The 12,218-nt window shown below is 56.1% G+C and carries 14 protein-coding genes; 5 read left to right on the top strand and 9 right to left on the bottom strand.

The window, feature by feature from the left end; translation table 11 throughout:
* The first annotated feature begins 108 nt into the window (after positions 1 to 108).
* The 4 genes from MWU55_RS03535 to MWU55_RS03520 are packed head-to-tail and all read left to right on the top strand — an operon-like array spanning position 109 to position 4,237.
* On the top strand, positions 109 to 999 hold the full coding sequence (locus tag MWU55_RS03535; RefSeq protein WP_246934322.1) for an FHA domain-containing protein: 891 nt from the start codon (positions 109 to 111) through the stop codon (positions 997 to 999).
* Positions 1,000 to 1,002: 3 nt separating this feature from the next.
* Positions 1,003 to 1,788 carry a protein phosphatase 2C domain-containing protein gene (locus MWU55_RS03530; protein ID WP_246934321.1) on the top strand — a complete coding sequence of 262 codons (786 nt, stop codon included), beginning with the start codon at positions 1,003 to 1,005 and terminating at the stop codon, positions 1,786 to 1,788.
* A gap of 33 nt (positions 1,789 to 1,821) precedes the next feature.
* Positions 1,822 to 3,084, top strand: a complete 1,263-nt coding sequence (locus MWU55_RS03525; protein WP_246934320.1) for a transporter substrate-binding domain-containing protein — start codon at positions 1,822 to 1,824, stop codon at positions 3,082 to 3,084.
* A 43-nt stretch (positions 3,085 to 3,127) separates the two neighbouring features.
* Positions 3,128 to 4,237 carry a transporter substrate-binding domain-containing protein gene (locus tag MWU55_RS03520; protein WP_246934319.1) on the top strand — a complete coding sequence of 370 codons (1,110 nt, stop codon included), beginning with the start codon at positions 3,128 to 3,130 and terminating at the stop codon, positions 4,235 to 4,237.
* A gap of 71 nt (positions 4,238 to 4,308) precedes the next feature.
* Here MWU55_RS03520 and MWU55_RS03515 read toward each other — a convergent pair whose 3' ends face one another.
* The 5 genes from MWU55_RS03515 to MWU55_RS03495 all read right to left on the bottom strand — a co-directional run bounded on the left by MWU55_RS03515 (position 4,309) and on the right by MWU55_RS03495 (position 8,184).
* Positions 4,309 to 4,713: a CBS domain-containing protein gene (locus MWU55_RS03515; RefSeq protein ID WP_246934318.1), complete on the bottom strand. Its 405-nt coding sequence runs from the start codon at positions 4,711 to 4,713 to the stop codon at positions 4,309 to 4,311.
* Positions 4,713 to 5,066: a P-II family nitrogen regulator gene (locus MWU55_RS03510; RefSeq protein WP_246934317.1), complete on the bottom strand. Its 354-nt coding sequence runs from the start codon at positions 5,064 to 5,066 to the stop codon at positions 4,713 to 4,715. The genes MWU55_RS03515 and MWU55_RS03510 overlap by 1 nt, the downstream gene beginning before the upstream one ends.
* A complete protein-coding gene (locus tag MWU55_RS03505) occupies positions 5,056 to 5,853 on the bottom strand; it encodes a DUF1538 domain-containing protein (RefSeq protein WP_246934316.1) in 798 nt (265 codons plus the stop codon). The genes MWU55_RS03510 and MWU55_RS03505 overlap by 11 nt, the downstream gene beginning before the upstream one ends.
* Entirely contained in the window at positions 5,850 to 6,590 is a 741-nt protein-coding gene (locus MWU55_RS03500) for a DUF1538 domain-containing protein (RefSeq protein WP_246934315.1), read from the bottom strand. Before MWU55_RS03500 ends, MWU55_RS03505 begins: the two co-directional genes overlap by 4 nt.
* 154 nt (positions 6,591 to 6,744) lie before the next feature.
* Positions 6,745 to 8,184, bottom strand: coding sequence for an aldehyde dehydrogenase family protein (locus MWU55_RS03495; protein WP_246934314.1), 1,440 nt, complete (start codon positions 8,182 to 8,184; stop codon positions 6,745 to 6,747).
* Between the two features lie 193 nt (positions 8,185 to 8,377).
* Between MWU55_RS03495 and MWU55_RS03490 the strand changes: the two genes are divergently transcribed.
* A complete protein-coding gene (locus tag MWU55_RS03490; protein ID WP_246934313.1) occupies positions 8,378 to 9,031 on the top strand; it encodes a peroxiredoxin in 654 nt (217 codons plus the stop codon).
* Positions 9,032 to 9,099: 68 nt separating this feature from the next.
* Here MWU55_RS03490 and MWU55_RS03485 read toward each other — a convergent pair whose 3' ends face one another.
* Genes MWU55_RS03485 through MWU55_RS03470 form a run of 4 tightly spaced genes read right to left on the bottom strand, consistent with a single transcriptional unit; the run spans position 9,100 to position 12,192 of the window.
* Positions 9,100 to 9,294 carry a DUF2783 domain-containing protein gene (locus MWU55_RS03485; protein WP_246934312.1) on the bottom strand — a complete coding sequence of 65 codons (195 nt, stop codon included), beginning with the start codon at positions 9,292 to 9,294 and terminating at the stop codon, positions 9,100 to 9,102.
* A gap of 5 nt (positions 9,295 to 9,299) precedes the next feature.
* Positions 9,300 to 10,922: an FAD-dependent oxidoreductase gene (locus MWU55_RS03480; RefSeq protein WP_246934311.1), complete on the bottom strand. Its 1,623-nt coding sequence runs from the start codon at positions 10,920 to 10,922 to the stop codon at positions 9,300 to 9,302.
* 14 nt (positions 10,923 to 10,936) lie between these two features.
* Complete coding sequence (locus MWU55_RS03475) at positions 10,937 to 11,239, bottom strand: hypothetical protein (RefSeq protein WP_246934310.1); 303 nt, start codon at positions 11,237 to 11,239, stop codon at positions 10,937 to 10,939.
* Between the two features lie 2 nt (positions 11,240 to 11,241).
* A complete protein-coding gene (locus MWU55_RS03470) occupies positions 11,242 to 12,192 on the bottom strand; it encodes an MBL fold metallo-hydrolase (protein ID WP_246934309.1) in 951 nt (316 codons plus the stop codon).
* Between the last annotated feature and the right edge of the window lie 26 nt (positions 12,193 to 12,218).

Here is a 12,218-nt window from a genome sequence, read left to right as displayed (position 1 = left end):
AGTAACTGAGTATCAAAGTCAAACTCTGCCCGGGTGAATGTCCCGGATGGAATGATCGGTCATGTGCCAAGGCAGGTGTCTTGGCGTGTAGTGAAAGGTGAAGGTGCCATGTTTAAGTACAAAAGCCCGCTAAGTCGGCTTCTCGAAGGTAGCGCTAAAAAAGCGGACAAGGATGAGGCCCATGAAGAAGAAGAGCGTGATGAAGCCGCTGAAGAACCCATCGCGGATCTGACTGCGTTGCGTCAGGTTCTGGCCGGAGGCAACCAAGCGTCCGAGGTTGAGGCTGAGCTTGAAGTGCCCGCCGAAGAAGAGATTCAGATCGAAGAGATCAATGTTGATGACATTGCGCCGATCGAGGTGTCCGAGGAAGCTGAGCAACCCACCCCCGTCATGACAGAAGATGCTGACGAGGCAGTCATGAGCGAGGTCGTCAAAACCGTTCAGACTGACGATCTGCCCGATGCTGGTTCAGACATCGCTCTAACTGAAGCGCCAGAAGCTGACGAAGAACCCGAAGTTACCGCGGCCCCTGCCCCATCATCGGATCGGAGTGACCGCGTTAAGACCACCTTCCTTGGCTTCGAGCGCCCGGAAAACCCGGTTCAGGACAGCATGGAAGCCGATCCTGTTGCCAAACAGGTTGTCGCCACCAACACCTTCCCGGTCGGTTGGTTGGTAATCACCGATGGGCCGGGTCGCGGGACCAGCTTTTCCTTGGTCGAGGGTCTTGCCCAGATCGGCCGTAATGATGATCAGGCCGTTCAGCTTGATTTCGGGGACAACGGCATCTCGCGCGCGGGTCATGCTGTGGTTGCCTATAACTCGGAAGATCAGACCTGTTATCTGGGGCATGGTGGCAAGGCCAACCTTGTGCGCCTGAATGGCGGACCTGTTCTAAGCACTGTACCCCTGTCGACGGGTGATAAGATTCGCATCAGCGATACGACCCTGCGTTTCGTGTCGTTCTGTGACGAAAACTTCGACTGGCAGAACGGCTGATCGATGTTGGCTAATCCTGCATATGACATTGCCCTGGTGGCCGATCAGGGCAAACGCGACACGCAAGAGGACGCAATTGCTGCGCGTTTCTTTGATGCGATAGAAGCGGGATATGTCGTTGTCGCGGATGGCATGGGCGGTCATGATGCGGGCGATGTTGCCTCGGGTCTGGTGAAGGCCACGTGGCAATCCCAGCTGGATGATATCCTTGAGCGTGAAGAGTTTAACGACGGTACGGCCGCTGAGCATCTGACCCAAGTGGCCCTACACGCCAACGATGCCGTTGCCGAGTATCTTCAGAAAAATGGGACCGACCTTCAAATGGGGTCAACCTTGCTGGGTGTCCTTCTGCGCGGCAAACACCTGCATTGGGTGTCGGTTGGAGATTCCCCGCTTTACCTGTGCCGCAACGGCTTCATGATGCGGATCAACGAAGATCACTCCATGGCGCCGATGATTGATGCGCAGGTGTCTGATGGCTCTTTGTCCGAGGAAGAGGCCCGCGCCCATCCTGATCGCAATCAGCTAACTTCGGTCATCATGGGAGCGCCTGTTCCCAAACTGGATTGCCCCGAGGCACCCGTTGAACTTGCCAAGGGAGATGTGCTTCTCGCGGCCAGCGATGGTCTTCAATATCTGGACGATGATCACATCCAGTCGATTGCAAACAGCTGCAAAGATCAGCCTGCCCGCGACCTGGCTGTTGCGCTGGTTCAGGCGTTAAGGGCCAAGGCCCATCCCGATCAGGACAACATCACAATCGCGGTCATCAAGCCGCTAAACATCTGAAAATAAGCTTATAACTGAGGAATAACAGGGAATATGAGAAAGCTATTCATCGCTTCCGGTTTGGCTATCACCGCAATGACAGGCACCGCCTTTGCGCAAGAGGCATGCTCGGATTATGTGGTCAAACGTGGCGACAGTCTGCGTGAAATCGCGCTGCGTGTGTTCGGCAGTTCGGACTTCCGGTCGATCTATAACGCCAACAAGGATGCCATTGGCAAGGACCCAAACATCATCCGTCTTGGAATGACCCTTTCGATGCCTTGCCCCGAGAAGCCCGCAGGTCAGACCGTATCAACCAACGCTGAAGCCGAGAAAATGGCGCGTGCCATGTCTGCCGAACTGATCGCAGAGGCAGAAGCCCGCGCCGCAGCTGCAATCGCGGAAGCCGAGGCACGCGTTGCCAATGCTGAAGCGGAAGCAGTCAAAGCCAGCCAAGAAGCTGTCGCCGCTGCTAAGGCCGACGCTGAAAAAGCAATCGAAGCCGCCCGTGCAGAAGGTGCTGCCTTGATCCGCAACGCAGCGAACCCAAATGCGGCGTCGGTAAATGAACGCCAGATCCTGATGATCACCGGTGGCAACTATGCCCCGTTCACCGACGAAAACCTGCCCAATCGCGGGCTGTACACAAAATTGGTCGAGACAGCTTTCCTTCGGGCTGCCCCCGAACAATCCTACAAGATCCAATTCGTGAACGACTGGAACTCGCATCTGGATCTTCTGATGCCGACCCTTGCATTTGATGCGACTTTCCCTTGGTCACAACCTGATTGCTCAGTGGCTGACACCCTGTCGGAAAGCGACCGCGAACGGTGTGAGACCTACAACTTCTCAAAACCCTTCTACGAGGTGGTTGATACCTTCTTTGCAATGGAAGGATCAGGTTACGAAGAAACCCTAAGCTACGCAGACTTTGCAGGTGCAACCATCTGTCGCCCCGAAGGATGGTCTTTGACCCATATGGATGCCGTGGGTTTGTACGAACCTGCGGTCACACTGATGCGTCCTACATCACCTGACGATTGCTTCCACGCAGTGGCCGAAGGAACAGCTGACATCGTGGCAGTCGAAGCACATCTAGCGGTCGAGGCGATCAAGCGGTTGGGATACGAGCATCGGATCATCGAAAACCCCAATCTGGCCGCCATCAAAGGCCTGAACATCATGACACATAAAGCCAATGCCGACGGCGAAGCGATCCTTGAGATCCTGAATCAAGGCCTTGGAATTATGCAGCAATCTGGCGAATGGCGCGACATCGTTGCGACCGCCCTGCGTCATCAAATGGAAAACGGCTAAGGCCCCGGAAGGCCAGCACATCTTATTTCTGGAGGAAGTGGAAATGTTTAAATTCGATCTCAAAAAACTGGCGGCAGCCGCGGTAACCCTCACCGCGATTAGCGCCCACACTGCATCAGCGCAGGAAGCCTGTTCTAACTATACAATCGAGGATGGCGACACGCTGGCGACGATCTCGATCACTGCCTATGGCACGTCGAACTACCAGCCGATTTTTAACGCGAACCGGAACATCATCTCGGACCCATCCAACCTTGAGACCGGGCTTGTGCTGGCACTGCCTTGTGAAGACGGCAGCCTGCCCAACGGACAGTCCGCCCAAGAACTAATTGCGGCCGAGGAAGAGCGCAACGCGACCAACAAGGTTTCCAACGTCTACGAACCGCCCATGAAAATCGTAACGGGCAGCAACTATGCACCGTTTGCGGATGAAGATCTTAAAGGCGGTGGTTTCCTCGTTCGTCTTGTATCGACAGCGCTGAACCGCGCCGGGAACAACCGTGATTATTCGGTCAGCTTCGTGAACGATTGGAGCGCGCACCTTGATACACTGCTGCCATTGGGCGCGTTCGACATTTCGCTGGCTTGGTACATCCCGGACTGTAGCAACCGCACCTATGAATGGTCAGCCGAGACCGAGAAGCGTTGCACACAATTCGATGCTACGGTGAGTGTCTATGATACCGTTGTCGGCTTCTATACATTGCCTGACAGCGACTATGCCAAAGCACGCACATTCCAAGACTTCGATGGTGCTCGTGTTTGTCGTATGTCTGGTTGGTTCACACATGACCTTGAAGAGAACGGTGTATTTGAACCGAAGGTGACGATGGTCCAGCCCACCAGCGCTACTGACTGTATGGATGCCGTACTTACTGGCCAAGCCGATGTTGCCTCATTCGAAGTTCAACTCGCAGCAGATGCAATGAGCGATATGGGGCTGACCTCGAAAGATATCGTCGAGAACCCATTTGTGAACACCGTTGCGGGTTTGCGTTTTGTGACCCACCGCACCAACCCCTTTGGTCGCCAATACATCGCAATGTTGAACGCTGGCCTGAACGAGATGCGTGAGTCGGGCGAATGGTACGCCATCATTTCCGACACCCTACGAGAGCATAACGAAAAGCTGATGGCCGCTGCAGCCAACTGATCTATCGCTTGCAAAAAAAAGAAACGGCCGGCAAATCGCCGGCCGTTTTTTGTTGGATCTTGTCCTATGTTCTAGCTGTCGTTTTCGACCGCATAGCTCAGCACCATGTCGCGCAGCGTGGCCAGCCCACAGGCTGTTCCCTCGTTCACCACCAACGCGCGACGATGATCTAGCCGCGACAACAGACGAACTGCGTATTTCACGGCCATATGGTCACTTAAGGTCAGCGCAGGTTTGTCCATCACTTCATAGACATTCGTGCGGTCCAAAGACTTGTTCAACGCGATAGCTCGTTCGGCGATCATCTCGATCGACACGATGCCGTATTCGTCTTCGTCATGGCGGCGTTCGATTACCAATGCGGTCACACCTTTCGCGTCCATCTCATTTACGGCATCGCGCACTGTGGCCAAGCCGCTGATCATGTAGATCGTGCTTTGCATCACATCGCGGACCTTTAGATTGTTTTCGTCCATCACAAGTCCTCCTTGCTGATTTCCTGTTGAATAGAAGCGATTTGACCCGACAGGCCAATCGCATCTTCGATATCAAGCTGGAACGCCACGCCTGTCCCGGGGTCTTCATCGAACCGGCACGCTTCGCCAATGGTTTCCAGAATCAGGCGGCTGTGGTGTTCTTCAACCAAAAACAAAATCACATCCCGCTGCCCGGCAACGGTCAACCCAAAGAAGGTCTTGGTTGGGTTCAAACCCTCGCCCCGCGCCGACGTGATAACGGTGCACCCCGTCGCCCCTTTTTCACGGGCGGCTTCGATGGCGGTGTCCGTCAGTTCATCCTGTGTCATGACAATGATCAGTTTAAACTTCATGGTTTTCTCCTTCGTCGTCCGACGCTGTTTTGCGACGGGACAGCAAGCTGCTGATTTGGGCATAACCCATCACGGTTATCATGGGAAACAGGCTGGCCAGAGCGATCAGGCCAAACCCATCAAGAAGCGGGCTACGCCCGGGGACTGTGCTGGCAAGGCCAAGGCCAAGCGCTGCGACAAGCGGAACTGTCACAGTTGAGGTCGTCACGCCCCCGCTGTCATAGGCCAGCGGGATGATCATGCGCGGGGCCATAAGCGTCTGGATCACCACGATCACATAGCCCACGATCATATATTGATAGAGCGGCGTTCCCGTCACAATACGGAATGTCCCAACTGCAAGGCTAATCGCCACGCCAAAGGCCACGGCGATGCGCAACCCATTGGCCTTCACGGCCCCACCAGATGCCTCTTGCGCCTTCAGGGCTACGGCAATCAGGGACGGCTCGGCAATCGTGGTCGCAAATCCGATGGCGAAAGCAAAGATATAGACCCAATAGTAATCCAGCCATTCGACCGCCGCACCGGGTTCAATTCCTAAGAAAGCCGGGTCGGTCAACTGTGCCGCCATCTCGCGGCCCAGCGGGAACAGGGCAAGCTCCAGCCCTGACAAGAACAACGCAAGGCCAAGAAGCACATAGAACATTCCCATCGCCACTTTGCGGGGATGTGGGATCGGCTTGCGCAGGATGACAAGCTGGAACAGAAGCAGCACCGCCGCGATGGGCAGCACGTCACGTACAACGCTTAGGAATGTCCACAGAAGGTCCATCAGGATCGTGATCATGTCGCCACCACCAATCCGAACAGCAGCACAAAGATGATCGGCATCAGAGACGCAAAGGCGATTAACCCGAAGCCATCAATCATCGGGTTCCGTCCCTTGATGACCGAAGCCAGACCCACGCCCAAAGCCGTTACAAGCGGCACAGTGATGGTCGAGGTCGTGACGCCTCCGCTGTCATAAGCGATACCGATGATCTCGCGCGGGGCGATGGGGGTCAGGGCCACAACGCAGATATATCCCCCAATGATCAGCCACTGGATGGGCCAGCCCATCAGGATACGGAAAACACCCAAGACCAAAGACGCGCCAACGGATGCAGCCACGGTATAGCGCAGGGCGGTCGCCATGAAATTCAGCTCATCCTCGCCTTGACCGATCACGCCGGCCTCAGACATCACGGTTGCAGCCTCGGCCCCGACAGCGATCAGTGCGGGTTCGGCGACTGTGGTTCCAAAACCAAGGCTAAACGCAAAGACAACAAGAAGCGGGATTGAACCACGTAAGGCAAGGGCGTTCGCCAGTGCTTCGCCCAATGGAAACAAAGCCATGTCGAGGCCGCGGATAAAGATCGTCAGACCCAAAAGAACAAAAAGAAAGCCCAGCGCGAACTGGCCCAGATTGTCGATGGGTTGTTGCAGCACGACCAGCTGGAAGAAGCCCACAATCAGAAGGATCGGGGCAAGGTCGCGGGCGGTGCCGCCCAAATAGCCGAACAGCTTTCCAAGCGTATCGGTCATATGCCCCTTCCTGCGTCAGTTCATTGGTTATGCATTCATACCAATGATGTAACAGCCACGTGGCGACAGAGCGAGCTATGATTGAAATCAAACCAGTTGGACAAAAACACCCCCGGAATTGCCGGGGGTGAATGTGTTCAGTCTGCGGCGCGGATCAGTCGTTCGACCAGCCCGATACCGCTTTAACTTCCAGGAAGTCCTCGATCCCCAGGATGCCACCTTCGCGCCCGTTGCCGGACTGCTTGTAGCCGCCAAATGGCGACCCAGCAGCACGCGAGGTGCCATTCATCTCGACCATGCCCGAACGCATCTGACGGGCTACGCGATTGGCGCGGGCGCCGTCTTGGGTCTGGATGTAGTTGGTCAGGCCGTAAACCGTGTCATTGGCGATCTCGACGGCTTCTTCTTCCGTGTCGAACTTCATGATCGACAGGACCGGGCCGAAGATTTCCTCGCGTCCAATGGTCATGTCATTGGTCACGTCCGCAAAGACGGTCGGTTTGACAAAGTAGCCTTTGTTCAGGCCATCCGGGCGACCGGTGCCACCAGCGACAAGACGTGCGCCTTCGTCGATGCCCTTCTGGATCAGATCCTGGATTTTGTTCCACTGAAGCTCGTTCACGACAGGGCCGATATGGCGGCCTTCTTCCGACGCGGGGCCAACCTGCACCTTGTTCGCCATTTCAGCGGCCTCTTCCACCACGCGATCATAGATCGAGCTTTGGACCAGCATGCGCGAGGGTGCATTACAGCTTTGGCCTGTGTTCTGCATCATGTGCAGCACACCACGTTTAACGGCCTTCTCGTCCGCATCTTCAAATAGGATGTTGGCCCCTTTACCGCCCAGCTCAAGCGCCACGCGTTTGATCGTCTCAGCAGCGGCTTTCGAAATTGCGATACCCGCGCGGGTCGAGCCGGTGAAGCTGACCATGTCCACATCAGGATGCGAGGTCAGCTGGCTGCCGACGCCCATGCCGTCGCCATTCACCATGTTGTAAACGCCGGCGGGGGTGCCAGCCTCGTCCATGATCTCGGACCAGACGATCGACGATAGCGGCGCAACCTCGGACGGTTTCAGAACCATGGTGCAGCCTGCAGCGGCGGCGGCCACAACCTTCAGCGTGACTTGGTTCATCGGCCAGTTCCATGGCGTGATCAGGGCACAGACGCCGACGGGTTCATACAAAAGACGGTCATTTGGCGCGTGATCGCCCAGCTTCTTGTCGAATTCAAAATCCTTGAAGGCACGGATGAAGTTTTTGATATGCCAGCTACCCGCACCCACTTGCGAGCTGCGCGACAGATCAATCGGCGCGCCCATCTCAAGGCTCATTGCTTCGGCCAAATCCTCGGAACGGCGGTTGTAGATGTCGAAAATGCTTTCGATCAGATCCAGACGTTCGGCCTTGGACGAGAAGCCCCAGGTTTTGAAGGCTTCCTTGGCAGCGGCAACGGCGGCGTCGGTGTCAGCCTGATCGCCAAGCGAGATGACCGCACAGACCTCTTCGGTCGAAGGGTCAATCACATTGCAATCATTTGCAGCAGCCGGGGCGACCCATTTGCCGTTGATGTAAAAGTCGCGTTTCTCGATCATATTCCTGACTCCTTGGACGGGTTTGCGGGCACTGTGGCACCGTGGCGCTGGTAGCGCAACCCGTGGATTTACAATTTGATCAAATTATTTCGGAAGAATCAAGGCTGACGCAAACTGTCGCACGGGGTTTCAAATTTCTGCAAAGAACATACCCTATGTGTGAACGGAAAATTGCCTCATAGGAGAAAAGCAAATGGGACTTCGCATTAACGATATCGTGCCTAATTTCACCGCCGAAACAGATCAGGGAGAAATCAAATTCCATGACTGGATTGGCGACAGCTGGGCCATTCTGTTTTCGCACCCAAAAGACTATACCCCTGTTTGCACGACCGAGTTTGGCGCCGTAGCACAACTGGCAGATGAATGGGAAAAACGCGGCACAAAAGTCATCGGTCTGTCCGTCGACAGCGCGGAAGAACACGTGACCTGGAAAGCCGATATCGAAGGATACTCGGGCGCAAAGGCCGGCTTCCCGATCATCGCAGACGAAGATCTTGCTGTGTCCAAGCAATTCGACATGCTGCCTGCAGAAGCCTACCTGCCTGATGGGCGCACCGCAGCCGATTCAGCATCAGTCCGTTCGGTCTTCATCATTTCGCCCGACAAGAAGGTCCAGCTGATCATGACCTACCCCATGTCGGTCGGCCGCAACTTTGCAGAAGTTCTGCGCGCGTTGGATGGATTGCAGTCTACCTACAACACCCCCATCGCGACCCCTGCGAACTGGGTGAAGGGTCAGGACGTGATCGTCGCCCTGTCGCTGAGCGATGACGAAGCGAAAGAAAAGTTTGGCGAGGTCGACATCAAACTGCCGTATCTACGCACAACCGCCGACCCCAGCTGATCCGTTAAAAACCGAAACAAAAAAGCCCGCTCTGATCCGAGCGGGCTTTTCATTCATATGGCGCAGGTCTAGCCCTTACCGCTTGCAGCCTTAAGTGCATCGGACAAAACATCCCGATCGCCCACATGGTTGGCCAAGACCAAGACAAGGCGTGCATTGAACGCATCGCTTTCGTCTTTGCTCAGACCTTCATGGGCTGCCAGAAGCTCGGCATAGAAATCGTCAGCGCTTTCGATATTCGGTGTCAGAACGAGGTCAGTCATAGGTCTTACTCCTTACCGATAGCGCGGCGAATGGCGGCGCGGATGAGGTTGTCATCAAAGTTGGGGCGACGTGCTGCAACGTGTTGATCCGGGCGGATCAGGTAGACCGCACTTTCGGTGTCTCCCAGATACCGTTCTTTCAACGCGCCCGTTTTGTCATCCTTCGTCGACAACGCGAGGCGTGTGACTTTGACGCCAGACTCCTCGATCTCGTCCGGGGCATCGGCATCAATCGTCAAAAGCGTGAATGTGTCACCCAATTCAGACAGCAAATACCCGTCGCCCATCGGAACATCCGGGCAGACCGAACCGGGACGCGACCGCGCAGGTCCATCCAGAGCATCGGCCGAGTTCAGCGGCGATCCATCATAGGTGCACGGTACCGACAAACGACCCGAGTTCACCAGCGGACGCGCGAATTCGTGCTTTTCGGACAGGTCCAGAACGGCGTCGCGTAGTATGCGGCTCATCTCGGATTTAGGCGTGATGAAATCGGTCGAGCGGGTCGAGTTCAGGATGTTTTCATCTGCACCATGGATACGTTCCATGTTGTAGGTATCCAGAAGGCTCTCTGGGGCTTCGCCACGCATGACCATGCCCAGCTTCCAACCCAGATTGTCCACGTCCTGCATGCCCGAGTTCGCACCGCGCGCACCGAACGGCGACACTTGGTGGGCTGCATCGCCGGCAAAGAACACACGACCATGACGGAAGTTGTCCATGCGTTTGCACTGGAACGTATAGATCGAGGACCAAACCATGTCGTATTCCACGGCCTCGCCAAGGAAGGCGTCCAGACGACGGCGGATGTTTTCCTCTTTCATCTCTTCCTTGCGGTCCACATCCCAGCCGATCTGGAAGTCGACGCGCCAGACATCGTCAGGCTGCTTGTGCAACAAGGTCGATGCGCCTGATCCATGGGTTGGTTCAAACCAGAACCAACGCTCGGTCGGGAAATCGTCGTTCTTCATCTTGATGTCGGCGATCAGGAAGCTGTCTTGGAACACCTTTCCGGTGAAATCCAAATCCAGCATCGTGCGCAGCGGCGATGAGGCGCCGTCACAACCGATCAGCCAGTCCGCTTCCAGCGTATAGGGACCGTCGGGCGTCATGATCTGAAGCGTGACATGGTCGTCATGCACTTCAACCGAATCCACGCGGTTCTTGCCGCGGATCTCAATCGGCGCTCCGTCTTTTTGCAGCTCTTCAAAGCGGTCCAGTTGGAAGCTTTCGTAATAGGGCTGCTGCATGTTGATGAAAGCGGGGTACTCGTGACCTTCTTCGGGTAGAAGGTTGAACTCGAACACCTGATCATCCTTGTGAAAAACCTTCCCAAGATTCCACACCACGCCCTTATCCACCATCGGTTTGCCGCAGCCATAGCGGCCTGCGATCTCAAGACAACGCTTGGCAAAGCAGATCGCGCGCGACCCCATGCCGACGCCTTCGTGGTCATCCAACACAAGGGTCGGGATGCCCTGACGGCCAAGGTCCAAGGCGGTGGCCACACCAATGGGTCCTCCTCCCATCACGACGACCGGATGGCGCACGGGCGCGGCGGCATCCTGATCGGCCGATTTCTTGTAGGGGTAACGCTTGTAGGCAAGCGTGTATCTGTCGTCGAACATCGGGTTCTCCTCCGCTACGTTCCGAAGATGGCAATGATTCCGGCACAGATGGCGAGCATCACACCGAAGAAGGTCAGATATCGTGCGGCTTTATCAGCCACACGACCGGCTTTTGAGCTGCGTTCAGCCTTGTCGAACGCCGCAGAGCGTTTGTTGAGATTCTCGATCCTTTTGGCACCGTAAGGATTGATGAATTCCTCGATCTCCATTGGCGTTTCGTCCAGCGCTTTGTCGGCAACTAAACTTGACGCAATGAGCATCACGAGTAGCGACACCATAGCTCCTACCATAAAAAAGAATGTGAGAACCTCGACCATGATCAACCCTGCAGGGCGTCCCACATCTCTAGATCGCGCTGTGCGGTCCAGATGCGGGGGGTGTCGATACCGCGGGCTTCGTCATAGGCGCGGGCGACGTTGAAGGGCAGGCAGTGCTCGTAGATGGCATAGTCTGCGAATTTCGGGTCGCACTCGGCGCGCACGGCGTCCCAGGCTTCTTTCAGCGATCCGCCACGGGCAGCCACTTTCGCGGCGGGGGCGTAGGTGCTGTAGACGAAGTCACGGGTGCTTTCGATCGCACGCTCGACGGCTTCCTTGCCGATCAAAGCGCCGCCACGACCGGGCGCGATGGCGTCCACGTCGAAGGACGCGATGTTGTCCAGCGTGTCGCCCCAATCGGCGAAGTGACCATCGCCGCAGTAGCAGGCCGAGTGATCTTCCACGATGTCACCGGTGAACATGACGTTCTGATCCGGCACGTGAATCACGATGTCGCCCGACGTGTGGGCGCGGCCCAGATGCATCAGATCGATGCGACGGTTACCCAGATAGACAGTCATATCGTCCGAGAATGTGGTCGTAGGATAGGTCAGACCGGGGATCGACTCGTGGCCTTCAAACAGGCGCGGGAAGCGTTGGAATTCGCTGTCCCAGTCTTCCTGACCGCGTTCCACAACCATCGCACGGGCTTGGTCGCCCATAATGATCTGATCGGCGCCATAGGCCGACGCGCCCAGCACGCGCACCGCGTGATAGTGGGTCAGCACCACGTGAGAGATTGGCTTGTCGGTCACCGAGCGAACGCATTCGATCACTTTGTTGGCCAGACGCGGGGTGGCCTGAGCCTCGACGATCATGACGCTGTCGTCGCCAATGATCACACCGGAGTTGGGGTCTCCCTCGGCGGTGAAGGCATAGAGCCCGTCACCGATCTGGTCGAAGGTGATTTTCTTTTCCGTCATGTCGCCTTGCGATGCGAATGCTTTTGCCATGGGTTGTATCCTTGTAGCGCGTTTCT

This window comes from Aliiroseovarius sp. F20344, from assembly GCF_023016155.1.
GTDB lineage: Bacteria > Pseudomonadota > Alphaproteobacteria > Rhodobacterales > Rhodobacteraceae > Aliiroseovarius.
The sequence above is the reverse complement of the archived record's forward strand: the minus strand, read 5'-3'. Positions and strand labels throughout refer to the sequence as shown.